This is a genomic window from Kitasatospora sp. NPDC054939, from assembly GCF_053610105.1.
Window position 1 is genome coordinate 1 of record NZ_JBSGXP010000033.1, and the last position, 24,098, is coordinate 24,098.

Consider the following 24,098-nt stretch of genomic DNA (forward strand, 5'->3'; position numbering starts at 1 on the left):
TCAAGGAACGGACACTTCCTTCGGACCGCCTTCCAGCGGGCCCTCCGGGCGCTTCGTTCTTTCGTGTTTCCAGCTTATCAGATGTTTTCCGCCGTTCTTACCGGCTTCGTTTCCCTGACTTGCTTTCGCCTTCGGTGGCCTGACGGCCCGTCCGACGTTTCAAACTCTAGCCGATCCCCGCTCCGAAAAGCGAATCCGGCCGCAACCCATATAAACGCGCACACCACATAAGCCCTCAGCCGTACCCGGCAAATGCCGAACACGATGCGGATCAGAAGTGGTGTTCCTGTGGATTGGCCGCCCCGGGACCGTCCGCGCCGATGCGTGTCCGGTGCTCCCTGCCGAGCGACTAGGAAACACTACGCCCATCGGCTGCGGCAGGCAACTCGGGTGCCCGGACGATCCGCGTGCAGAGCGCCCGGCCCTCCTTCACGTACTCGCCGTTGGGGTGGTCGTTCCCGGTGACCCAGTGGCGCGCGGTGGCCTCGTCCCGGCCGCCGGAGCGGTGGCGGTGCAGCAGTCGCTGTTCGCGGACCCGGTCGTCCGCCTCCACGTACCAGAGTTCTCGGAGCAGCCGGCGGGCCTGCGGCCAGGGGGATTCGGTGGAGGCCAGGTAGTTCCCCTCGGTGACGACCAGGCGGGCGCTCGGCGCGACGACGTGGCGGGCGGCGACGGGTTCGTCCAGGTCGCGGTCGAAGTCGGGGACGTAGACGGGGTGGAAGCGCTCCTCGGTGATCCGGCGCAGCAGGGCGGCGTAGCCGTGCGCGTCGAAGGTGGCGGGCGCGCCCTTGCGGTGGGTCAGGCCGAGGTGGTCGAGCTGGGCGCCGGAGAGGTGGAAGCCGTCGAGCGGGACGTAGGCGGCGCTGCCGGGGCCCTCGGCACGCTCGACCTCGGCGACCAGGTACCGGGCCAGCGTGGACTTGCCGGCTCCGGGCGGGCCGGCGAGGCCGAGGATCGTCCGGGCGCTGCTCCCCCGGCCCCGGATCATCCGGAGCGCGGCGGCGACGAGTTCCGCCGCGGCGACAGGAGCGTCGGGAGCGTCGGCGGGGGCGGCGTCCGGAACGAGCGGCGCGGGCGCGGGGGTGGACTCGGTGAGGGTCTGGTCGTCCATGGCCGCACCCTACTGATCCGACGGCTGCACGGAAGCCCTGCCCGGAGCGGGCTCGCTGAGCGCGGGCACCTCGACGGTCAGCGTGCCCGCGTCCGCGTCCAGCAGGGCGGGGACGCCGAGGGGGACGGTCAGGGTGGAGGGGCCGTGGCCGAATCCCAGCTCCCACAGGACGGGCACGCCGAGCGGTCCGAGGCGGTCGAGCATCACGTCCCGGACCCGGTCGAGCCGGCCGCAGCCGTCCCAGGAGCCGAGGGCGACGCCGGTGACGCCCTCGAAGGTGCCCGAGCGCAGCAGCTGGGTGAGGATCCGGTCGAGCTGGTACGGCTGCTCGTTGACGTCCTCCAGGATCAGGATGCTGCCGGCGTAGGAGGGGCGGGCCGCGGGGGTGCCGCGCTCGGCGACCAGGACGGAGGCGCAGCCGCCGGCGGTGATGCCGCGGGCGCGGCCGGGCACGAGGGCGCCCGCGGCGGCCGAGGTGAGAACGGTGGCGGCGGCGGGGTCGAAGAGGGTTCGGCGCAGGTGTTCGGCGGTGGCGCCGTCGCCGATGAAGGTGGCGGCGGCGCTCATCGGCCCGTAGAGGGTGGCGAGGCCGAGCCGCTGGGCGAAGGCCTCGTGGAGGGAGGTGACGTCGCTGAAGCCGATGAGCGGCTTCGGCGGGACGGCGGTCATGGCCGTCCAGTCGAGCAGGTCGACGATGCGGTGGACGCCGTAGCCGCCGCGGGCGCAGATGACGGCGTCGACGGTGGGGTCGAGCCAGGCGTTCTGCAGGTCGGCGGCGCGGTCGGCGTCGGTGCCGGCCAGGTGGGCCAGGGTGGGGTGGACGTCGAGCACGTGCGGACCGACGGTGACCTCCAGCCCCCAGGAGCGCAGGATCGCGCAGCCGTCGGTGAGGCGCTGCGGGTCGATCGGGCTGCTGGGGGCGACCACGGCGATGCGGTCCCCGGCGCGGAGGTGCGGCGGGCGGGTCAGGCCGGCGGGGGTGGTGCGCTGATCCATGGCCGGTGTCCTTCCGGGTGGCGGCGGGTGGGGGTGGGGCTCGGGCCTTCGGGCCGACCGGAGATGGTATGCCCCCGTAGGGTCCGGACCGATCCTGCCGGGCGGCGATCCGGGGCGGTCCCCGGGCGGGGCGGGGGTGGCGACCCGGGCCGGCCCGCGGGGTCGGGTCTGCGGGTGGCCGGCGCGGGTCGGCGGGGACCTCAGGCGGACCCCATCACGGACCTGACCTCGGCGAGGGTGGCGTCGGCCACGGCGTTGGCGCGTTCGGCGCCGGTGCGCAGGGCCTGCCGGACGTGGCTGCGGTCGGCGGCGAGTTCGGCACGGCGGGCGCGGACGGGGCGCAGGTGCTCGTTGACGGCCTCGGTGACGGTGCGCTTGAGGGCCGCGCTGCCGCCGTCGCCGATCTCCTCGGCGAGTTCGGCCGGGTCGCGGTCCTGGCAGAGCGCGGCGAGCAGGACGAGGCTGGAGACCTCGGGGCGGGCGGCCGGGTCGTAGCCGATGCGGCGTTCGGTGTCGGTCCTGGCGCTCTTGATCAGCCGGGCGGTGGTGTCCTCGTCGGCGCCGAGGGCGATGGCGTTGCCCCGGCTCTTGCTCATCTTGCCGCCGTCGGTGCCGAGGAGCAGGGGCGCGGCGGAGAGCAGGGCTTCGGGCTGGGGGAAGACGCCGGTGCCGTCGGGTCGGGGGTAGCGCTCGTTGAAGCGGCGGGCGACGGTGCGGGCGACTTCGAGGTGCGGGAGCTGGTCCTGCCCGACGGGGACGACGCCGGCCTTGCAGAAGAGGATGTCGGCGGCCTGGTGGACGGGATAGGTGAACATCAGTCCGTTGACCGCGGACCGGCCGGAGTGGGTGATCTCGTCCTTGACGGTGGGGTTGCGGCTCAGTTCGGCGACGCTCACCAGGCTGAGGAAGGGGAGCATCAGCTGGTTGAGGGCGGGGACGGCGCTGTGGGCGAAGATCGTGGTGCGGTCGGGGTCGAGGCCGGCGGCGAGGTAGTCGAGGACGAGGTTCTCGGTGTGCTCTGTGAGCCGGTCGGCGTGGTCGCGGTCGGTGATGACCTGGTAGTCGGCGACGACGACGAACACCTCGGCGCCGAGCCGCTGCAGCCGGACCCGGTTGAGCAGGGTGCCGAAGTAGTGGCCGAGGTGCAGGGGGCCGGTGGGCCGGTCCCCGGTGAGGACGCGGTGGGCGGCGGGGTCGCGGCGGATCCTCGCATCGAGGTCGTCGAGGACGTCGAGGACGGCGAGGTCGTCGGGGGCCGGACCGGTGGCCGCGTGGTCGGCGGCGGTGGCGGTCGTGGTGGCGGCCGCAGGGTCGGCGTGGTCGGCGGGGCGGGTGGTGACGGTCATGCGGATGCTCTCCTCGGTACGGCGCGGTGGTGGCGGCCGTCCGGGGTCGGGCCCGTCCGTCGTGGAACGCGCAAGGGCCGTCCGTTCGGACGGCCCTTGGTCAGGCGTTGACTGGTGGCCGTCCTAGGACGGCCACCAGTCGAGACCTGCGAAGCGCTTCATGTGTTCGAGGTTAGCGCCCCGGGTGTGGGGGCGCCGAGCGGTTTTCAGTCCTCCACGACCAGCGCCGGGGTGTCCTTGCGCAGCGTGCGGCCCTGGAAGAAGTCGGGGCGCAGGAAGCCGTACCAGGTCATCAGGACGGCGCCGAGCACCAGGATGCCGACGCCGATCACGAACACCGAGCCGATGCCGAGCACGTCACCGCTGCCGAACTCCGGGTCCCAGGCGTCGAGCAGGGTCTGCGCGAACACGCCGGTCAGCAGGATGCCGCCGAGGAGCGGCGCGATGCCCTTCAGCAGCAGGTCGCGGACGCCGTTGCGCAGGTCGCGGCGGAAGTACCAGACGCAGGCGAAGGCGGTCAGCGCGTAGTAGAAGCAGATCATCAGGCCGAGCGCCAGGATGGTGTCCTGGACGACGTTCTCGCTGATCAGGCTCATGCCGACATAGAAGGCGGCGGTGGCCGCGCCGGCGGCGACGGTGGCGCGGCCGGGGGTGCGGAACTTCGGGTGGACGGTGCCGAAGCCCGGCGGGACGGCCCGGTAGGTGCTCATCGCCAGCAGGGTGCGGGCCACCGGGATGAAGGTGGTCTGCAGGCTGGCGGCGGCGCTGGCCACGACGGCGAGGAACAGCAGGATGCTCCACGGCGAGCCGAGCACCGGGCGGGCGAGGGCGGCGAAGACGTTGTCGGCGGTCGCCGGGTTGCCGAGGCCGGTGCCGGTGGAGCCGGTGCCCGCGAACATCTGGGCGGCCACGGCGACCAGCAGGTAGGAGCCGACCAGGGTGACCATCGAGATCATCGCGGCCCGGCCCGGGGTCTTGGCGCTGCCCTGGGTCTCCTCGTTCATGGTGAGGCAGGTGTCCCAGCCCCAGTACATGAAGATCGACAGGGAGAGCCCGGCGGTGAAGGCGCTGAAGGAGTCGACCTCCAGCGGGTTGAGCCAGCTCGCGGAGAAGCCGACCGAGTCGGGCAGGTCGCCGGACGCCGCCTTCACGATGGCCACGGCCGCGAACAGCAGCAGAACGGCCAGTTGGAGGCCGATCAGGCTGTACTGGAACCACTTGGTGGCGGTCATCCCCCGGTAGCTCATCGCGGTCGCGCCCGCGATCAGCAGGACGACGGTGAGCAGGTGCACCGCCTTGTCGTCGTTCAGCCCGACGACCCAGCCGCTGCCGGTCATCTCGCCGAGCATCAGGTAGAGGAAGTCGGTCGCCACCCCGGCCAGGTTGGACAGCACGATGATCGTCGCGACCGTCAGACCCCAGCCGGCCATCCAGCCGATCCGCGGGCCGAACGCCTTGACCGTCCAGGTGAAGGAGGTGCCGCAGTCCGGGAAGGCCTTGTTCAGCTCCTTGTACGCGAAGGCGACGAGCAGCATCGGCAGGAAGCCGGCCAGGAAGACGGCGGGCATCTGGACACCGACCGCGGTGACGGTCGGCCCGAGCGTCGCCGTCAGGCAGTAGACCGGGGCCACCGTCGAGATGCCCAGGACCACGCTGCCCAGCAGGCCCACCGAGTTGCCCCGTAGGCCCTTGTCGCCCGTCGCCCCCGCCTCCGTTGTCCCCGCGGTCCCGTCCGCGGGAACACCACCACCGGTGCCACTGTCCGGGGCACCCACCGGAGCGCTGGGCGCCGTTGCCCGTCCGCTTCTTCCGTGCTCTGAGAGCTGCTCGTCAAACACCAGCGCACCCTAGGTGCGGGGGTCGGCGATCGGGTAGGTGCACCCCTGGTGATCTGAAACACTCCCTTTGATTCGCTCCCCACAGAGACATCCAGGGGCGGTGAAGCATGGGAAGTAAGGAGCGGTACCTTTGTTTTGAAGGGTTGAGGGCGAATTGATTTACGCCGAATGTCATGATTTGAGACGGTTAGCCCCTCACTCCGGGTGACTCCACGGCCCGCTCGGCCCCACCGGACAGGTCCCACCCACCCGGCCCGGGTCGGAAGCGGAGCAGCCTCGGGCCCACCCCCGGACCCGGCCCGTTGGCGGCCCGGGGCCGTCCTCGCCCGCGCAAGAAGCCGCTTGGAGCTGGTCGCGCGGTGCGGCAGGATCATGAGGACCGCACCCCGAAGGGCCGCCGATGACCACGCTCGACCAGATCGACCCCGCCCCTCCGACCCCCGCCGCGACGGCCGGTACCGGTCCCGCCGGGGGCGCCGCCGTCGGGGACCCCGGTCTCGCGGATGCCGCCCGCTGCTCCATCACCGCGTCCACCGGCGAGCCGTGCACGGGCTCGGTACGGGCCGACTCCGTACCGCGTCCGCGGGCTGCGGAGGGCGACGCGGGCAACGTGGGCGTCCCGGGCGTCCCGGGCGACGACGGGACGAGCCACCGCGGGCCCGACGAGGGTCGGACGGACGGGGACGGGGGCGATGACCGGCCGGGTGGTCGTCCCGTGGTGTTCGGCGCGCCGGCTGTGTTCGGCGCGCCGGTGGTGTTCGGTACGGGGGCCGGGTTCGGTACGGGGGCCGGGCCCGGCCCGACGGACGGCACCGCCGGGTCAGCGGCCGCGGTACGCGGGACCCCGCAGGAGGAGACGCGCAGCCGGCTCCGCAGCCGGCGTCCCTCCCCGTCACGACGGCTGAGCCGAATGCACCCGCAGATCGCCGAGGCCCGGGCGGCCCGGGCAACCGGCGCGGCCGGCCGCGGAACGGCTACCGAGGGGGCGTCGAGCGGTGCGGCCCCGGCCCGGTCGGCTCCGACGGCGGGGACCGGCATGCCGGGGGCTCTCGGAACGCCCCGGACGTCCGGGGCCTCCGGGGCATCCGGGGCATCCGCCGGTGGAGGTGCGGACCGCGCGCGCGGTACGGACACCCCGCTGGGCATCCTGCTCGGCACCGGTCCGCAGCCCGCGGAGCCTACCGGGCGGCCCGACGAACGGCAGCCCCTCCGGGTGGCCGCGCAGTTGCTGCGGGTCGGCCGTGGCACCAGCCTCGTCCTGCTGCCCTCCTGGCGCGCTGCGATCGCCGTCTCGGTACCGACCGAACAGCTGCTGGAGGCCACCGGCCTCGACCCGGACCGGCTGAAGGGCGCGCAGCTCTCCGTCCTGATCAACCCCGACGCCCTGCACGACCGGGAGCTCGGCCTGCACGGCTGGCGCACCGGCCCCGCCCCCCGGCCGTACGGCCGACGCGGACGCCGGGGCAACCGGCCACGCGCCTAGGCCCGTCCGGCCGAGGTAACGCAAACCCCACACACAGCAGGGCCGGTCCTCATGGCAGCCCTGGCGCCTGCGGCTTCCTGACTCGGGCCGCGAGCCACTGGCCGCGAGCCATGGGCCGCGAGCCACGCGGTCAGGGACGGCCCGGGCGCAGGGATCGGCGGCGGCCGGCGGACGGTTCGTTCGGGATGTAGCCGAGGTCGACCGGCACCACCTCGCGGTCGCCGGAGGCCCAGCGACCGCGCACCGCGTCCAGCAGGTCCGGGAGCCGGGGCGGCCAGAGGGCGTCGGCGTTCTCGTCGCCGAGGTCGGCGGGGGTCCACCAGCGCCAGCCGAGGATCATGTCGGTGGCGTGCACCTCGCTGACGTCGCCGACCGGGCCGCGGTGCGGGCCGTCGGTCAGGTAGATGTGCTCGTGCTGGCGGACGCGGATGCCGTGCCAGGTGAAGTCGTGTTCCCAGGTGCAGAGCAGCGGGCCCGGTTCGAGGTCCGTCCAGCCGGTCTCCTCCCACAGTTCGCGGCGCGCTCCGTCCCTCGGGTCCTCACCCGGTTCGATGCCTCCGCCTGGCATGGTCCAGTGCACGCCGACCTCGATGTTGTCGGAGCGCAGCAGGAAGACAGATCCGGCCTCGTCCAGCACCACCGTGCGGGCCGCCTGTCACGGGGTGCGCTTCCCGAGGCGCAGCAAGTTCGTCATCGGGCCACTCTCGCAGCGGTGTCGGACACCGTCGAACGAATTGGTCCCGGCCGACCTGCCCGCATGCGGGTTCCGCCGTCACCGGGGCCCACCCGGCCGTACCCTGGCGCCCATGCCCGCACCCGTGATCCTCTTTCCCGCCGATCCGCTGAACCCCGGCCGGACCGATCCGCACTTCGCCTGGGAGGCCAGGCTGTTGCGGGAGTTGGGCGGCAGCCACCTGCTCGTCGACCACGACGCGCTGCTGGCCGGGGACGTCGAGGCGGCGGTGCGGCGGGTGCCGCTGGGCTGCGGGCCGTGCTGGTACCGGGGTTGGATGGTCCCGAGCCCCGCCTACGCGGCCCTCGCCGCCGCTCTCGAACGGCGCGGCGCCACCATGCTGACCAGCGCCGCCGGTTACGCCTCCGCCCATGAACTCCCCGGCTGGTACGGCGTCTTCGAGGGCGCGACACCGGCGAGCACCTGGCTCCCCGCGGACCGCTGGACCGCCGGCCTGCCCGACCCGGCCGACCTGGCCGCCGCCGCGGCGCGGTTGGGCGGACGGGGACCGGCCGTGGTCAAGGACTACGTGAAGTCGCGCAAGCACGAGTGGGACGAGGCCTGCTACGTCCCCGACCTGGCCGATCCGGCGGCCCTCGGCCGGGTGGTGTCGCGATTCGTGGAGCTCCAGGGGGAGTTCCTGACGGGCGGGGTGGTCCTGCGCCGGTTCGAGCGCTTCGCGGGAGCGGGGCGCAGCGGCGGGAGCGGTGCGGGGGCCGGTGCGGGCACGGGCGGTGCGGGGACGGATGGTGCGGGGACGGATGGTGCGGGGACGGATGGTGCGGGGACGGATGGTGCGGGGACGGATGGTGCGGGGACGCACTCGGGTGCGGGCACGGGCCGTGCGGCCGCCGGAGACCGGTCGGGTGCGGTGCGGGCCGCCGAGGCGCGGGTGTGGTGGCTGGACGGCGAACCGATCCTGGTCGGCCCGCATCCGGACACCCCCGGGCGCGGCCCCGAACCGGACCTCACCGACGTCCGCCCGCTGGTCCGCGCGCTCGGGTGCCGCTTCGTCACCACCGATCTGGCGCTGCGCGCGGACGCCGCCGGCGACGCCGACCCCACCCCCCGGAACTGGCGGGTGGTCGAGGTCGGCGACGGCCAGGTGAGCGAACTCCCGCGCGGCATCGACGCCACCGGACTGCTGGCGTCGCTGATCGCGGCGTGAGCCGGCCCCTCGCCGGGCGGCGGGGATCGGGAATCCGGGGATCGGCGGTCGGGTGATCGGGGGCGGGGATCCGGGGATCGGCGGTCGGGTGATCGGCGGTCGGTGCCGATGCCGGACCGCCCCGGACCGGCACCGACCGCCTCGGACTGCCGCTACCCCGTGACGGCGTGCGGGGCCGGCCGGTCGCCGGCGTTCACCGCGAGGGCGTCGGCGGTGTGGTGGGAGTCGGCGATGAAGGCCCGCCACAGGCGCGCGTACGCACCGTCCAACGCGAGCAGTTCACCGTGCGTGCCGTCCTCGACCACCCGGCCGCGGTCGAGCACCACCACCCGGTCGGCGCGTTCGGCGGTGGTGAGCCGGTGCGCGATGACCAGGGTCGTCCGCCCGCCGACCAGCCGGTCCGCGGCGTGGTTGACGGCGGCCTCGGTCGCCAGGTCCAGTGCGGCGGTCGCCTCGTCGAGCAGCAGGACGTCCGGGTCGACGAGTTCGGCCCTGGCGAGGGCGATCAGCTGCCGCTGGCCGGCGGACAGGTTCCGGCCGCGCCCGGTCACCTCGTGGTCGTAGCCGCCCGACAGTCGGACGATCATGTCGTGGGCGCCGACCGCCCGGGCCGCCGCCTCCACCTCGGCCGCCGAGGCCGTGGGCCGCCCGTAGGCGATCGCCTCCCGGACCGTGCCCGCGAACAGGTACGCCTCCTGCGGCACCACGCCCAGCCGGTGCCGGTACTGCGCCAGGTCGTAGCGGGTGAGGTCGACCCCGTCGACCCGGACGGTGCCGGACGTGGCGTCGTAGAACCGGGCGACCAGCTTCACCAGCGTCGACTTGCCGGCGCCCGTCTCCCCCACCAGCGCCACGGTCTGGCCGGCGGGGATCCGCAGGTTCACCCCGGACAGCACGTCCGCGGGGGCGGTCGTGGTGGTGATGGGAACGGCCCCGCCGCTCCTGTCGCCCGCGTCGGCCCTGTTGACCCTGTCGGTCCCGTTGACCCCGTCGGTCCCGTCGGCCGGGTCGTTCAGGCCGGTGTAGGCGAAGCTGACGTCCTGGAACTCGATCTCCCCGCGCAGCCGCTCCACCGGCACCGGGTCGGCCGCCTCGGCGGTGGTCGTGGGCGTGCGCAGCAGCTCGCGGATCCGCCCGAGGCCGACCGCCGCCTGCTGGTAGCCGTCGAACACCTGCGACAGCTGGTTGACCGGTGCGAAGAACAGGTCGATGTACAGCAGGTACGCGACCAGTGCGCCGACCGACAGCGTCCCCGCGTCCACCCGCGACGCCCCGACGATGAGCACCAGCGCCGCGGCCACGCTGGAGAGGAACTGCACGAACGGGAAGTAGAGCGAGATGTACAGCTGCGCCCGTACCCGGGCCTCCCGGTAGGCCATGCCCCGGGCGACGAAGCGGTCGGTGTTGGCGTCGATGCGGCGGAACGCCTGGACGATCCGCATGCCCGCGACGTTCTCCTGCAGGTCGGCGTTGACCGTGCTGATCAGGTCCCGGGAGATCTCGTACTGCGCCGCCGACTTCTTGCGGAAGACCAGGGTCGCCGCGATCAGCAGCGGCAGCACCGCGAAGACCACCAGCGCCATGCCGGCGTCGATGATCAGCAGCGCGGCGAAGATGCCGAAGAAGGTGAGCAGGCTGACCACCGCGGTCACGACGCCGGTCTGCAGGAACGACGTCAGCGAGTCGAGGTCGGTCGTCATCCGGGTCATGATCCGGCCGGACAGCTCGCGCTCGTAGTAGTCCAGGCCGAGCCTGTTCAGGTGGGCGAAGATCTTCAGGCGCAGCGTGTAGAGGACCCGCTCGCCGGTCCGCCCGCTGACCCTGTTCTCCGCGCTCTGCACCATCCAGTCGAGCAGCACCACCGCCAGCGCGACCAGCGACGCCGCGGCCACCCCGGCCATCGCGGCCCTGGTGACGCCGTCGTCGATGCCGTGCCGGATCAGGATCGGGATGACCAGCCCGGCGCCCGCGTCCAGCGTGACGAGCAGCAGCGCGAGGGCGAGCGGTCTGCGGAATGGGCGCAGCAGGCGGCGGAGGCTGAAGTCGGGGTCGCCCTCGGCGGCCCGGGCCGGGGAGATGTCCGGGGTGTCGGTGGCCGGCGGCAGGGCGGCGACCTTGGCGAGGAGGTCGGGTGCTGCAGTACGGGCGGCCTTGGCCAGTGCCTTGGTGGGCATGGCGGGGGCGGGGGTGGGGTCTGGGGCGGGAGCTGCGGGCTTCGGGGCCTCCTGGGCCTCGCGGGTCCCCACGGTTTCCCCGGTCTCGCGGGCCTGCGGGGCGGTGCCGGGGGTGTCGGCCTCGGCCTGCGCGTCGGCCACGGGCTCGGCCGCGGTTTCCGACCCGGCCGGGGCGTCCGGCGTGGCCGATGTGGCCGATAGGGTCGGGGTGGGGGTCTTGCCGGCCTCGGGGTCGGTGATCAGGGCCCGGTACCGGGGACATCGGGCGTCGAGTTCCTCGTGCGTACCGAGGTCCACCAGCCGCCCGTGGTCCAGGACGGCGATGCGGTCGGCGAGCTGGAGGGTGGAGCGGCGGTGGGCGATCAGCAGGGTCGTCCGGCCGGCCATCACGGAGCGCAGGGCGTCGTGGATCTCCGCCTCGATCTGCGGGTCGACCGCCGAGGTGGCGTCGTCGAGCAGCAGGATGCGCGGGTCGGTGAGGATCGCCCGGGCCAGTGCGATGCGCTGGCGCTGGCCGCCGGAGAGGGTGAGCCCCTGCTCCCCGACCTTGGTCTCGTAGCCGTCCGGCAACTCCCGGACGAACTCGTCCGCCTGCGCGGCCCGGGCCGCCGCCTCGATCTGCTCGTCGGTCGCGTCGGGCCGCCCGTACGCGATGTTGGTGCGGACCGTCTCGGAGAACAGGAAGCTCTCCTCCGGCACGATGCCGACCGCCGCACGGACCGAGTCCAGGGTGAGGTCGCGCAGGTCGTGCCCGTACAGCCGGACCGCGCCCGCCGCCGGGTCGTAGAAGCGGGGCACGAGCTGCGCCACCGTCGACTTGCCCGACCCGGACGCGCCGACCAGCGCCAGGGTCTCGCCCGGGGCGAGCTTGAGGTCGAGCCCGTGCAGGACGGGCGCGGGGTGCTCGGGGTCGTAGCGGAACTCGACCCGGTCGAACTCCAGCGCCACGTCGGACGTCAGCGGGCCGACCGTGCGCGGGGTGGTGGGGTCAGCGGGGGCGGTGGGGGCGGTGGCGGTGGGGTCGGTGGCGGTGGGGGCGGCAGTGGTGCCGGTGAGATCGAGGGTGACGGCGTCCGGGCGCTCCTGGACCAGTGGGCGCTCGTCGATGAGCTGGAGCACCCGCTCGACGCCCGCCCGGGCCTGCTGGCCGACGGTGATCACCATGGTCAGCATCCGCACCGGGCCGGTCATCTGCGCGACGTAGGTGGAGAAGGCCACGAAGGTACCGAGCGAGACCTGGCCCTCGACCGCCAGCCAACCGCCCACCGCCAGCACGGCGACCTGGGCGAGCGCCGGTATCGCCTGCATCGCCGGGTTGTAGCGGCTGTTGAGCCGGACCGAGCGCAGCCGGGCGGCGAAGAGGTTGCGGGAGGCCGCTTCCAGCTTGGCCAGCTCCTGTTCCTCCTGCCCGAACCCCTTCACCACGCGGACCCCGCCGACCGCCTCGTCGACGACGCCCGCCACGGCCGCCGCCTCCTGCTGGGCCGCCCAGGTGGACGGGAACAGCCGCTTGCGGCTGAGCACCGAGACCCACCAGAGCGCCGGTCCCATCACCAGGGCGATCAGCGTCAGCGGCGGTGACAGCCAGAGCATGACGGCCAGCGACATCACGAACATCAGCAGGTAGCCGGTCATCATCGGCAGCATCGACAGCAGGCCGTTGATCAACTGGAGGTCGGAGGTGGCCCGGCCGACCACCTGCCCGGTGTCCAGCCGGTCCTGCCGGTGCCCGTCAAGCCGGCCGAGCGAACGGAAGAGGTCGCTGCGCATGTCGTGCTGGACGTCGAGCGCGAGCTGACCGCCGTAGTAGCGCCGCACCTGGGTACAGCCGAAGACCACGGCCGCGGCGAGCAGCAGCAGGATCGCCCAGGGCAGCAGGGAACGGGTGTGCTGGGTGATCACGTCGTCGATGATCAACTTGGTGATCAGCGGGACCAGCGACGTGACCGCCATCCCCACCAGCGAGGCCCCGAAGGCGAGCAGCACACTGCGCCGCGACCGCCAGCAGTAGCCCATCAGTCGGCTCAGCCAGCCGGGGCCGGCGTCGGCATCGGCATCGGGCTTTGCCTTGGGCCCGTGGCCGGTGGCGCTGTCGCTCTGGGCGCTGGCGGTGTGGGTGCCGTCACTGTGGGTGCCGTCGCCGCTGACGGTGGTGCCGGCGCCCGGGCGGGTGGACGGCCGGTCGGTGCGGGCAGCGCTCCCGGCCTCCGCACCGTCGCCGGCGCCGGCGCCGGGCGTCCGGGCTTCGGCCGGGGGTAGCTCCGCCGTAGATCCGTGAGTCTCAGGCATATTTAGGGACACTAACCGTTCCGTCAGGTGGCCACCATGGGGTTTCGGGCCAGGACCGGCCGGCCCGCCAAGGCCGGCGGAGGGACCAACAGCCTGCGAGCTGCGGTGATTCCCCCGTCCGGGGCCGAGCCCTCCTGAGGTCCAGCGTGACCGATGTACGGGCGCCTGCCCACCGACCTCCGGGGCATCCGAAAGGCCGACTTTCGTCCTACGCCATGGCGACCGCGGCGACCGGACCGCTGCTACCCGGCGCCGGACGGCCCTGTGGACGGCTCCTCGGACAGCCCCGTAGACGGCCCCGTGGACGGCCCTGCGGACGGCCCCGCGGACAGGTCTCCGGTGAGCGTTCCGAGCGTGGTCACGGACGGTTCGCCGGACTGGCAGCCGAGCTGCTGGCCGGCACGGCGGGCCCGGCGGCCGACACACCGGACCCGGCCGACGGTGCGCCGGGGCCTGCGGACGGCACCGCAGGTCCCGCGGACGGCACGGCGACCGAGGCGGCGGCGAAGGCGCCGTGGGCGAGGCGGTGGAGCAGGGCGGCCATGGCGTCGCGCTGGAGGCCGGTGCGCTCGGCGGTGGCCGGGGCGGCACCCGCGTCGGCTGCGGCATCCGCGGTGGCGTCGGCGCGGTCGCCCGCCGGGTCTCCCCCGTTCGGCGCAATGGCCGACGACGCGTTCGCGGCCTCCTCCGAATCCGCGGAAGCCTTCGCGGGAGCCTTCGGGGCAGCCTCGGGCCGGGCCGGAGCCTGGGCCTGGGCCTGGGCCGAACCCACGGCGGTGGTCGGCGCCGGAAGGGCGGCGGCGCTCGGCGCCAGGCTGTGCGGGGTGGAGTTGATCAGCCCGAAGACGGCGTGGACGGCGGCGCGGGCCACCGGCTCGGCGTCGGGTTCGGCGAGCGAGGGGAAGGCCCGGCGGACCACGGCCACCCACAGCTCGACGTACTCGCGCTGGAGCCGCCTGACCTTCCGGCGGTCCTCCTCCTTCAGGTGCAGCAGTTCCCGGTCGTGCAGGGTGATGAGGTCCCGGTCGTCGAGCGCGAAGTCGACGTGCCCGCCGATCAGGGCGTCCAGGGTCGCGGCGGCGTCGCCACCCCGCTCCCCGGCACCGTCGGCACCGCCCGGCTCGGCGCCCGCCCCGCCCATGCCGCTCTCGCCGCCGACCCGGCGGCGCCCCTCCTCCAGCAGGCGCTCGCTGATGCCGATCAGGAGGTCGGCGAGCATCGCGTCCTTGCCGGCGAAGTGCCGGTAGAGGCCGGGCCCGCTGATGCCGACGGCCTTGCCGATCTCGTCCACGCCCACACCGAGGAAGCCCCGGGCGGCGAACAGCCGGGCGGCCTCCTTGCGGATCTGGTCGCGGCGGGGGAGCGCGGAGGCGGTGGGGACGTTCGGCATGCCGCCCATCGTAGACAGTCGGGTTATCGAGCGTTAACCTGGGCCGCACGAGTTAACGCTCATTAACGTGTGGGGGTCGCGGGCACACCTGGACCTGTCGGCCCACCTGGTGCCGAGGGCAAGGGAGCTCTTGGATGGTCCTCTCATCGGCCGGCGCACCCACCGGCTTCATCGGCGGCCCCACGGGCGGCGACCCCGCAGGCCGTGGTTCCGCGAACGGCGGGGGCGCGAACGGAGGCACGGCCGGCAGCGGTCGGCCGGGCGACGGCTGGTCCGCCCCCGCGCCCCGCCTCAACTCGCTCGCCGACCCCGGCTCGGACGCCTACCGGGCGAACACCGAGGCGCACCGCGCCCTGGTCGCCGAACTGCGCGCGAAGCTGGGCGCCGCGGCGCTCGGCGGCGGCGCGAAGGCACGGGCCCGGCACACCTCGCGCGGCAAGCTGCTGCCCCGCGACCGGGTGGACACCCTGCTCGACCCCGGCTCGCCGTTCCTCGAACTGGCCCCGCTGGCCGCGGACGGCATGTACGACGGTGCGGCCCCCGCCGCCGGTGTGATCGCCGGCATCGGCCGGGTCGCCGGGCGCGAGGTCGTCGTGGTGGCCAACGACGCCACCGTCAAGGGCGGCACGTACTACCCGATGACGGTGAAGAAGCACCTGCGCGCCCAGGAGGTCGCGCTGGAGAACCGCCTCCCCTGCATCTACCTGGTGGACTCGGGCGGCGCCTTCCTCCCGATGCAGGACGAGGTCTTCCCGGACCGCGACCACTTCGGCCGGATCTTCTACAACCAGGCCCGCCTCTCCGCCGCCGGGATCCCGCAGATCGCCGCCGTGCTCGGCTCCTGCACGGCGGGCGGTGCGTACGTCCCGGCGATGAGCGACCAGGCCGTCATCGTCCGCAACCAGGGCACGATCTTCCTCGGCGGCCCGCCGCTGGTGAAGGCGGCCACCGGCGAGGTGGTCACGGCCGAGGAGCTCGGCGGCGGCGACCTGCACTCCCGCACCTCGGGCGTGACGGACCACCTGGCCGAGGACGACGCCCACGCCCTCTCCATCGTCCGCACCATCGTCGCCGGGCTGGGCCCGCGCGCGCCGAAGCCGTGGCCGCTGGCCCCGGTCGAGGCGCCCGCCGTGGACCCGGCCGGTCTGTACGGCGCCGTACCGGTCGACCCGCGCACGCCGTACGACGTACGCGAGGTGATCGCCCGGCTGGTCGACGGCAGCCGCTTCGCCGAGTTCAAGGCCGAGTACGGCGCGACGCTGGTGACCGGCTTCGCGCGGATCCACGGCCACCCGGTCGGCATCGTCGCCAACAACGGCGTGCTGTTCGCCGAGTCGGCCCTCAAGGGCGCCCACTTCATCGAACTGTGCGACCAGCGCGGCATCCCCCTCCTCTTCCTGCAGAACATCACGGGCTTCATGGTGGGCCGCCAGTACGAGGCGGGCGGCATCGCCAAGCACGGCGCCAAGATGGTCAACGCCGTCGCCTGCACCCGCGTCCCGAAGCTGACGGTGGTCATCGGCGGCTCGTACGGCGCAGGTAACTACTCGATGTGCGGCCGGGCGTACTCACCCCGCTTCCTGTGGATGTGGCCGAACGCCAAGATCTCCGTGATGGGCGGCGAGCAGGCGGCCTCCGTCCTGGCCACCGTCCGCCGCGACCAACTGGAGGCGCACGGCGAGGAGTGGCCGACCGAGGCGGAGGAGGAGTTCAAGCGCCCCGTCCGCGAGCAGTACGAGCGCCAGGGCAACGCCTACTACGCCACCGCACGGCTCTGGGACGACGGCGTGATCGACCCGCTGGACACCCGGACCGCGCTCGGCCTCGCGCTGACCGCGTGCTCCAACTCCCCGCTCCCGCCGCCCGGCCCGTACGGCGTCTTCCGGATGTGACGCGCCCGCCCGGGCCGGCCGGCCGCATCCCGAGCCGGTCCCGGGCCCGTCCTCCGCCCGTTCGCCCTTCTCTCCACCTCCTTCGTACGGCTCCACTCGACCCGGAGGAACGCCTCCCATGTTCGACACAGTTCTGGTCGCCAACCGCGGCGAGATCGCCGTGCGGGTCATCCGCACCCTTCGGCGCCTCGGTGTGCGCTCGGTCGCCGTGTACAGCGACGCGGACGCCGACGCCCCGCACGTCCGCGAGGCCGACACGGCCGTCCGGCTCGGACCGGCCGACCGCAGCGACAGCTCCGCCGCCGAGACCTACCTGCGCACCGACCAGATCCTCGCCGCCGCCCGCCGCACCGGTGCCCAGGCCGTCCACCCCGGCTACGGCTTCCTCGCCGAGAACCCCGCTTTCGCCCGCGCCTGCGCCGACGCGGGACTGGTCTTCATCGGTCCTCCTCCCTCCGCGGTGGAACTGATGGGTGACAAGATCAACGCCAAGGAGGCCGTCCGGACCGCCGGCGTCCCGGTGGTGCCCGGAAGCCGGGCCACCGCCCCCACGGACGACGAACTCGTCGCCGCCGCCGAGGAGATCGGCTACCCCGTCCTGCTCAAGCCGTCCGCCGGTGGCGGCGGCAAGGGCATGCGCCTGGTCAGGGACCCCGCCGAACTGCCCACCGAGATCGCCGCCGCCCGACGGGTGGCCCGGACCGCGTTCGGCGACGACACCCTGCTGCTGGAGCGCTGGGTCGACCGGCCCCGCCACATCGAGGTGCAGGTGCTGGCCGACGCCCACGGCACCACCGTCCACCTCGGCGAGCGCGAGTGCAGTCTGCAGCGCCGCCACCAGAAACTGATCGAAGAGGCTCCCTCCGTCCTGCTCAATGCCGAGACCCGCGCCGCGATGGGCGCTGCGGCCGTCCGGGCCGCCGAGTCCTGCGGTTACACCGGGGCCGGCACCGTGGAGTTCATCGTCCCCGGCCTCGACCCCGACTCACCCGCCCCCGCCGAGGGGGTGCGGGACTTCTACTTCATGGAGATGAACACCCGTCTCCAGGTGGAGCACCCCGTCACCGAGCTCGCCATCGCCATCGGCGGCGCGGCGCCCGGCTCCGGTCCGGCCTCCGCCGATGCCGCCGGCACGGCCCCGGCAGCGCCCTGGCGGCTGGACCTCGTCGAATGGCAGCTGCGGATCGCCGCGGGCGAGCCCCTCTCCTTCGTCCAGTCCGATGTCTCCTTCCTGGGCCACGCCATCGAGGCCCGTATCTGCGCCGAGGATCCGGAGCGGGACTTCCTGCCCACCGGCGGGCGCATCCTGGTCCTGGACGAGCCGCAGGGCGAGGGCGTCCGGGTGGACTCCGGGGTGGCCCCCGGCACCGTGATCACCAGCGCCTACGACCCGATGCTCGCCAAGGTCATCGTTTACGGGCCGGACCGCCCGACCGCCCTGCGGCGGCTGCGCGCGGCCCTGGCCGACACCCGCATCCTCGGCGTCACCACCAACACCGGCTTCCTGCGACGACTGCTCGCACACCCCGACGTCGTCGCAGGCCGGCTCGACACCGGACTCGTCGAGCAGACCGTCCAGCAGAACCCCGCGCTGCTGGCCTCGCCCTACTCCCCGCAGTCCGCCCCGGCACCGGCCGACCCGGCACTTGCCGAGTCCACCCGGGCCACCGGGTCCCCGACCGAGGGGGCCCCGGCCGAGCCGTCGCCGACCGTCACCGCCGACCCGGCACCGTCCCACCTCCTCTACTACGCGGCCGCGCTCGCACGGCACCTCGACCTCGCCCCGGCGGATACCGGCAGCGGCTGGACCGATCCCTTCTCCCTTCCCTCCGGGTGGCGCATGGGCGGCGAAGCCGCCTGGACCACCCACCGACTCCGCATCCCCGGCCAGGACCCGGTGGCGGTACGCGTTCGACCCGTGACCGTCCGCAACAGCGCCGGGAGCCCTTCCATTCCCGCGGACGCCACTCCTGAGGTGGAAGTCCAGCTCGGCGAGTTGACGCCCCGTCGGGCCCGCGCGGTCCGCACCGGCGGTCGGCTGCAGCTCACCGTCGACGGTCTGCAGACCGCCTTCGCGCTGACCGCCGACCCGGCGCCGGCCGCCTCGGCCGCGGGTCCGGTCACCTGGCTGGGCATCGACGGCGACGCCTGGCAGGTGCACCCGTACGACGCGGTCGGCGAGAGCGCCGCCACCGGCGCCGCCCACCACGGCGCGCTCACCGCCCCGATGCCCGGCACCGTCACCGTCGTGAAGACGACGGTCGGCGAGCAGGTCCGCCGGGGCCAGCCGCTGCTCGTCCTGGAGGCGATGAAGATGGAGCACGTGATCGCCGCACCGCACGACGGCACGGTCACCGAACTGCGCGCGAGCGCCGGCGCCACGGTCGCCATGGAGGAACTGCTCGTCGTGGTCACCCCGGTCGAGGAGGGCTCCCCCGCCGGGGCCGCCCCGGCCGAAGGCCCCGCGGAGGTGCGGTCGTGACCGCCGCCGACCCCACCGCCACGGAAACCGGCACCGGCGGCACGGTCCCCGGCCGGGAGCCCGACACCCTCGACCTGGGCCTGCCGGACCCCGTCCGGGACCCGGGCCTGCCGGCGGCGGTCCGGATCCACGAGGTCGGACCGCGCGACGGCCTGCAGAACGAGAGCGCGCTGGTACCCGTGGACGTGAAGGCCGAGTTCATCGAACGGCTCGCCGCCGCCGGGCTGCGCACGGTGGAGGCCACCAGCTTCGTGCACCCGAAGTGGGTGCCCCAGCTCGCGGACGCCGAGGAGCTGATGCCCCGGCTCGCCGGCCTCCCCGGCCGCCACCCGGAGCTGCGGCTGCCGGTCCTGGTGCCCAACGAGCGCGGCCTCGACCGGGCGCTCGCCCACCACGCCACCGACGTCGCGGTGTTCGCCAGCGCCACCGAGACCTTCGCCCGCCGCAACCTCAACCGGTCCGCGGACGAGGCGATGGCGATGTTCGAACCGGTCGTCCGACGCGCCACCGGGGCCGGGGTCGCGGTGCGCGGCTACCTCTCGATGTGCTTCGGCGATCCGTGGGAGGGGCCGGTGCCGCCCGCCCAGGTGATCGGCCACGGGCTGCGGCTGCTGGAGATGGGCTGCACCGAGCTGAGCCTCGGTGACACCATCGGCGTGGCCACCCCCGGACAGGTCACCGCCCTGCTGGAAGGCTTCGCCGCGGCCGGGGTCCCGGTCGAACGGCTCGCCGTGCACTTCCACGACACCTACGGCCAGGCGCTCAGCAACACCCTGGCCGCCCTGCGCAGCGGCGTCACCACGGTGGACGCCTCCGCGGGCGGGCTCGGCGGCTGCCCGTACGCCAAGAGCGCCACCGGCAACCTCGCCACCGAGGACCTGGTCTGGATGCTGCACGGACTCGGCATCGAGACCGGGGTCGACCTCCGGGCGCTGGTCGCCGCCAGCGGCTGGATGGCCCGCCGGCTCGGCCGCCCGAGCCCGTCCCGCGCCGTCCGGGCCCTGCTCGGCGGCGACCCCGACTGACCCGGACCGACCGCGACCGACCCGGACCGGCCGGCCCGCCTCAGGCCGACCCGCCCACCCCCGCGACGGCGCCGAGCCGCCGGGGCCCGTACGCGGCCCCGGGGCCGGCACGCCGCCGCGCCCACGACAGCCACCGACCGCACACCGCGCCTCCGTCCCACCGACGAGCGGAGGCCGGCCGTCCCGACCACGCCGACGGCCACGAACCCGAGGCCCAGGAGGATCACCATGCTCGACCACCGGCTCAACCCCGAGTACGAGGAACTGCGCCGCACTGTGGCCGAATTCGCCCAGGACGTCGTCGCGCCCAAGATCGGCGAATTCTACGAGCAGGGCGAGTTCCCCTACGAGATCGTCCGCGAGATGGGGCGGATGGGCCTGTTCGGCCTGCCGTTCCCGGAGGAGTACGGCGGCATGGGCGGCGACTACTTCGCGCTCGGCCTGGTGCTGGAGGAGCTCGCCCGGGTCGACTCCTCGGTCGCCATCACGCTGGAGGCCGCGGTCTCCCTGGGCGCGATGCCGATCTACCGGTTCGGCACCGAGGAGCAGAAGCGCGAGTGGCTGCCCCGGCTCACCTCCGGCGAACTCCTGGGCGCCTTCGGCCTGACCGAGCCCGAGGGCGGCTCCGACGCCGGCGCGACCCGCACCACGGCGCGCTACGACGAGGCCACCGACGAGTGGGTCATCAACGGCACCAAGTGCTTCATCACCAACTCCGGTACGGAGATCACGGGTCTGGTGACCGTCACCGCCCTGACCGAACCGATCGCTCGTTCGAGTGAAGACGGCGAGATCCTCTCGCCCAAGCGCGAGATCTCGTCCATCATCGTGCCCACGGGGACCCCGGGGTTCCAGGTCTCCAAGAAGTACTCGAAGGTCGGGTGGAACGCGTCCGACACCCGTGAACTGTCCTTCACCGACTGCCGTGTTCCTGCGTCGAACCTGCTGGGTGAGCGTGGCCGAGGCTACGCCCAGTTCCTGCGGATCCTCGACGAGGGCCGTATCGCGATCGCGGCCTTGGCCACCGGCCTGGCCCAGGGCTGCGTCGACCAGTCGGTGGCCTACGCCAACACCCGTCGGGCCTTCGGCCGGACGATCGGCGCCAACCAGGCCATCCAGTTCAAGCTCGCCGACATGGAGCTGCGCGCGCACACCTCCCGCCTGGCCTGGCGGGACGCCGCCTCCCGGCTGCTGCACTCCGAACCGTTCAAGAAGGAGGCCGCGATCGCCAAGCTGTACTCGTCGGAGGCCGCCGTCGACAACGCCCGCGAGGCGACCCAGATCCACGGCGGGTACGGCTTCATGAACGAATTCCCGGTCGCCCGGTTCTGGCGCGACTGCAAGATCCTCGAAATCGGCGAGGGCACGTCGGAGGTTCAGCGGATGCTGATCGCCCGGGAGCTCGGCGTCTCCTGACCCTCCGCCACCCCCCGGACCGAGCCCGCGATCCGGCTCACGGGTTGTCCGTCGGCGCCCGCGCACCGACGGACAACCCGAGGACGGGCGCCGGCCGGGCATGCGCCTGCGCGGCCACAGCCCGTGCCCTAACGGAGTCGGCGCCTGCGCCCCTGCGGCGACGGCCCGCCGCGCGTACGGACCGTCAGGGGATCACGATCACCGGACGGTTGGCTCGGCGTGCGAGACGGCCGGAGACGGACCCGAAGAGCTTGCCGAGCAGGCCGTGCGTACTGCCGACGACGATCGCGTCGGCGGCGTACTCGCGGCCGACCTCCTCGATCTCGTGGCAGATGTCGCCGCCGCGCTCCACCAGGATCCACGGGACACCGGCGAGGAAGTCCGCGCAGGCGAGCTCCAGGCCGAGGACCTCGGTCCGGTGGTCGGGGAGGTCGACGAAGACGGGCGGTTCACAGCCGGCCCACACCGTGGCGGGCAGGCGGTTCGCCACGTGCACGATCACCAGGCCGCACTGGGAACGCCGTGCCATGCCCACCGCGTAGGCCAGCGCCCGCTCGCTCGACAGCGAACCGTCGAAGCCCACCACCACGCCGTGCTGGAAGGCGGGGTCGGGGCGCATCGGCGCCTCCTGGACGGCGGGTTCGCCGGGCGCGCCCGGAAGCCCGGACGTCCCCGGGCGGTCGGCACCCGCTCCACGGCGGCCCGTCATCGCCGACCCCGCAGTGCCGTCGGGGCGGCCGTCGTGCTCGTCGCTGCCGCTCCGCCGGTGGGGGCGCCCGGCACGGTCGCCGTCGCGCTCGTCGACGTCGCGCCCGTCGACCTCGTACCCGTGAGGGCCGGCCGGTTCGCCGGCGAACCCGGTACGGCGGCCGCGCGAGCGCGGGAGGCTTCGGCGGGCGAGGCCGCGGAGGACGGCGTGCACGCCTGCACCTGCGGCCGGTGCGGTGCCTGGGGCCGTACGTTCCCCGCCCGGCACCGGGTTCTCGGCCGTGCCGCCGACCGCGTCCGGATCGATCGGTCGGGAGGAGTCAAAACCAGCCATGGCACAAGGCTCTTCGAGGGAGATGGGCCGACAGGAGAGGACAACGCTGCCCAGGCAGCAGGCCCGCCCACGGCGCGAAGCCGGTCTGTGCCGAGCACCACCGTGTGTGACCTGTTCCTTTCAGAGTACGACGGGCGCCGGACTCAGCCCAGCGGCCGAGCCCCGGAACGACGGCGTTCCCGCGAACGAGGGATGCGCCTGTCATTCATCGCGCGCCCCGGAGGCAGCACGCGCGCCCCCGAAGAAGAGGTTCCCTGGAGCTTGACTGAGCGGGCCGGGCAGCGCAACAGGCCCTCGGGACACCGTGACCGGACTGTCATTGATCGACGACGATCCGTTGCCGCCCGTCACCCGCCGCACAGTGGATCAACCGGACACCGCACGCCCCACCAGCACCGCACGCACCTCCGTCACCGACCGTGACGCACCGGTTCCAGCCACTTCGCACTGGTTTGCGACGGCCTCTGGCAATTGCCAGATGCATACCCGGGGGCGCTGGCACCATGCTCGGCATGCCCCTGCTCCTGCTCGACCTCGACAACACGCTGCTCCCCAGGGACGCCGCATTCCGGGCCTGGGCTCGGGAGTTCCTGGCCGAACGACGGCTGCCCCCCGGCGACCTCGACTGGCTCGCCACCATCGACGGCGGCGGCTACGTGCCGCGCAGCACCGTACTGGCCGCCGCCAGGCGCCGCTACGGCCTGGACGAATCCATGGACCTCCTGCTCGCGCACTACCGCCGCGGCATCAACTCCCACATCCACTGCCCGTCCCGCAACATCGACGCGCTCCGCACGGCGCGCGCGGCGGGGTGGACGCTCGGCATCGTCAGCAACGGCAACACCCGCCCGCAGCTGGACAAGATCCGGCGCACCGGGCTCGGTCCGCTGGTCGACGGCTGGGTGATCTCCGAGGAGGCGGACTGCCTCAAGCCGGACCCGCTGATCTTCGAGATAGCCGCCCAGCGATGCGGCATCGCACCGACCGGGGACTGGACCGATCGGACCTGGATGATCGGCGACCACGCCCCCGCCGACATCGCCGGCGCCGAACTGGCCGGCCTGCGCAGCGTCTGGCTGCACCACGGCCGCCCGTGGGCCGAACCCGGATACCGGCCGACCCTGAAGGCCGCCGGCCTGCCGGAGGCCGTCGGGCAGGTGCTGTCGGCCCGCAGCGCGCCCGGCCCGCGGTCCGGCGTCCGCCCGGGCGCCCCGGTCCGCCGCCGGGGCCCGGGAACGGGGCGTACGGCGACACCGATCCCGGCCGGGGCCACGACCGGAGCACTGGCCGGCGCCACGGGCGTCGCCGCGAAGGTCGCGGTGGCGGTCCCGGCGCCTACGACGGCTCCTGTGGCCTCGGCGGCAGTGGCCGTGCACCCGGCGGCGGTGGCTCCGGCTGCGGCCTCAGCTGCAGTACGGATGGCCACGGCTCCGGCCGGGCCCACGACCGTCGCACTGGGGCCGGCCGTCGTCGGGCAGACCGTGGCCTGACGGGCGGGAGGCGCGCGACCGGAGCCGGGGCCCCGACCGGAAGCGGGGCCGAGACAAGGGCCGAGGGCGAGACAAGGGCCGGGCCCGGGCCGGGGTCGAGACCGGGGCCAGGGCCGGGGCCCGAATCGGGCGGAAGGAGCGGGGTACGGCCCGGAGAACCCGCCGGAGGAACGGGCGGAGCCAAAAGCTGCCGTGGTGCGGGACGCGCAATCCGGCGCACGAT

Annotated in this window: 13 protein-coding genes and 2 pseudogenes; 7 read left to right on the plus strand and 8 right to left on the minus strand. The window is 73.9% G+C overall.

Annotated features, from left to right (window positions below; all coding sequences use genetic code 11):
• Positions 1 to 349: 349 nt before the first annotated feature.
• The 4 genes from ACWGB8_RS12475 to ACWGB8_RS12490 all read right to left on the minus strand — a co-directional run bounded on the left by ACWGB8_RS12475 (position 350) and on the right by ACWGB8_RS12490 (position 5,228).
• On the minus strand, positions 350 to 1,111 hold the full coding sequence (locus tag ACWGB8_RS12475; RefSeq protein WP_452212879.1) for a nucleoside/nucleotide kinase family protein: 762 nt from the start codon (positions 1,109 to 1,111) through the stop codon (positions 350 to 352).
• A gap of 9 nt (positions 1,112 to 1,120) precedes the next feature.
• Complete coding sequence (locus ACWGB8_RS12480; RefSeq protein WP_452212881.1) at positions 1,121 to 2,107, minus strand: S66 peptidase family protein; 987 nt, start codon at positions 2,105 to 2,107, stop codon at positions 1,121 to 1,123.
• Positions 2,108 to 2,307: 200 nt separating this feature from the next.
• Entirely contained in the window at positions 2,308 to 3,453 is a 1,146-nt protein-coding gene (gene trpS, locus ACWGB8_RS12485) for a tryptophan--tRNA ligase (RefSeq protein WP_452212883.1), read from the minus strand.
• Between the two features lie 206 nt (positions 3,454 to 3,659).
• Positions 3,660 to 5,228: an APC family permease gene (locus tag ACWGB8_RS12490; RefSeq protein WP_452212885.1), complete on the minus strand. Its 1,569-nt coding sequence runs from the start codon at positions 5,226 to 5,228 to the stop codon at positions 3,660 to 3,662.
• A 1,276-nt stretch (positions 5,229 to 6,504) separates the two neighbouring features.
• On the opposite strand from ACWGB8_RS12490, the gene ACWGB8_RS12495 reads away from it, so the two are divergent.
• On the plus strand, positions 6,505 to 6,774 hold the full coding sequence (locus ACWGB8_RS12495) for a hypothetical protein (protein ID WP_452212886.1): 270 nt from the start codon (positions 6,505 to 6,507) through the stop codon (positions 6,772 to 6,774).
• Positions 6,775 to 6,904: 130 nt separating this feature from the next.
• On the opposite strand, the gene ACWGB8_RS12500 is transcribed toward ACWGB8_RS12495, so the two are convergent.
• Positions 6,905 to 7,414 carry an NUDIX hydrolase gene (locus ACWGB8_RS12500; RefSeq protein ID WP_452212888.1) on the minus strand — a complete coding sequence of 170 codons (510 nt, stop codon included), beginning with the start codon at positions 7,412 to 7,414 and terminating at the stop codon, positions 6,905 to 6,907.
• Between the two features lie 166 nt (positions 7,415 to 7,580).
• Here ACWGB8_RS12500 and ACWGB8_RS12505 point away from each other — a divergent pair, with 166 nt between their 5' ends.
• Positions 7,581 to 8,675: an ATP-grasp domain-containing protein gene (locus ACWGB8_RS12505; protein WP_452212890.1), complete on the plus strand. Its 1,095-nt coding sequence runs from the start codon at positions 7,581 to 7,583 to the stop codon at positions 8,673 to 8,675.
• Between the two features lie 152 nt (positions 8,676 to 8,827).
• On the opposite strand, the gene ACWGB8_RS12510 is transcribed toward ACWGB8_RS12505, so the two are convergent.
• The gene (locus ACWGB8_RS12510) at positions 8,828 to 12,865 is read right to left on the minus strand and encodes an ABC transporter ATP-binding protein (RefSeq protein WP_452212949.1); all 4,038 of its coding nucleotides are present in this window, start codon (positions 12,863 to 12,865) and stop codon (positions 8,828 to 8,830) included.
• A 1,000-nt stretch (positions 12,866 to 13,865) separates the two neighbouring features.
• Positions 13,866 to 14,528: pseudogene (locus tag ACWGB8_RS12515) on the minus strand (TetR/AcrR family transcriptional regulator); the annotation flags it as partial.
• Between the two features lie 134 nt (positions 14,529 to 14,662).
• Here ACWGB8_RS12515 and ACWGB8_RS12520 point away from each other — a divergent pair.
• The 4 genes from ACWGB8_RS12520 to ACWGB8_RS12535 all read left to right on the plus strand — a co-directional run bounded on the left by ACWGB8_RS12520 (position 14,663) and on the right by ACWGB8_RS12535 (position 21,343).
• Positions 14,663 to 16,420, plus strand: a complete 1,758-nt coding sequence (locus ACWGB8_RS12520; RefSeq protein ID WP_452212892.1) for a carboxyl transferase domain-containing protein — start codon at positions 14,663 to 14,665, stop codon at positions 16,418 to 16,420.
• 118 nt (positions 16,421 to 16,538) lie between these two features.
• Positions 16,539 to 18,902 (plus strand): acetyl/propionyl/methylcrotonyl-CoA carboxylase subunit alpha, encoded by a 2,364-nt coding sequence (locus tag ACWGB8_RS12525; RefSeq protein ID WP_452212894.1) that lies wholly within the window; start codon positions 16,539 to 16,541, stop codon positions 18,900 to 18,902.
• Between the two features lie 74 nt (positions 18,903 to 18,976).
• Entirely contained in the window at positions 18,977 to 19,927 is a 951-nt protein-coding gene (locus ACWGB8_RS12530) for a hydroxymethylglutaryl-CoA lyase (protein WP_452212951.1), read from the plus strand.
• A 228-nt stretch (positions 19,928 to 20,155) separates the two neighbouring features.
• Positions 20,156 to 21,343 carry an acyl-CoA dehydrogenase family protein gene (locus tag ACWGB8_RS12535; RefSeq protein WP_452212896.1) on the plus strand — a complete coding sequence of 396 codons (1,188 nt, stop codon included), beginning with the start codon at positions 20,156 to 20,158 and terminating at the stop codon, positions 21,341 to 21,343.
• A 184-nt stretch (positions 21,344 to 21,527) separates the two neighbouring features.
• Here ACWGB8_RS12535 and ACWGB8_RS12540 read toward each other — a convergent pair.
• Positions 21,528 to 21,956: pseudogene (locus ACWGB8_RS12540) on the minus strand (universal stress protein); the annotation flags it as partial.
• Between the two features lie 941 nt (positions 21,957 to 22,897).
• Between ACWGB8_RS12540 and ACWGB8_RS12545 the strand changes: the two are divergent.
• A complete protein-coding gene (locus tag ACWGB8_RS12545; RefSeq protein WP_452212898.1) occupies positions 22,898 to 23,875 on the plus strand; it encodes an HAD family hydrolase in 978 nt (325 codons plus the stop codon).
• Positions 23,876 to 24,098 lie beyond the last annotated feature (223 nt).

Excerpts from the sequence above, each read along its gene's own strand:
- ACWGB8_RS12525 (WP_452212894.1), top strand. The coding sequence starts at position 16,539 with ATGTTCGACACAGTTCTGGTCGCCAACCGCGGCGAGATCGCCGTGCGG.
- ACWGB8_RS12520 (WP_452212892.1), top strand. The coding sequence starts at position 14,663 with ATGGTCCTCTCATCGGCCGGCGCACCCACCGGCTTCATCGGCGGCCCC.
- ACWGB8_RS12505 (WP_452212890.1), top strand. The coding sequence starts at position 7,581 with ATGCCCGCACCCGTGATCCTCTTTCCCGCCGATCCGCTGAACCCCGGC.
- ACWGB8_RS12480 (WP_452212881.1), bottom strand. The coding sequence starts at position 2,107 with ATGGATCAGCGCACCACCCCCGCCGGCCTGACCCGCCCGCCGCACCTC.
- ACWGB8_RS12510 (WP_452212949.1), bottom strand. The coding sequence starts at position 12,865 with ATGGGCTACTGCTGGCGGTCGCGGCGCAGTGTGCTGCTCGCCTTCGGG.
- trpS (WP_452212883.1), bottom strand. The coding sequence starts at position 3,453 with ATGACCGTCACCACCCGCCCCGCCGACCACGCCGACCCTGCGGCCGCC.
- ACWGB8_RS12535 (WP_452212896.1), top strand. The coding sequence starts at position 20,156 with ATGCTCGACCACCGGCTCAACCCCGAGTACGAGGAACTGCGCCGCACT.
- ACWGB8_RS12475 (WP_452212879.1), bottom strand. The coding sequence starts at position 1,111 with ATGGACGACCAGACCCTCACCGAGTCCACCCCCGCGCCCGCGCCGCTC.
- ACWGB8_RS12545 (WP_452212898.1), top strand. The coding sequence starts at position 22,898 with ATGCCCCTGCTCCTGCTCGACCTCGACAACACGCTGCTCCCCAGGGAC.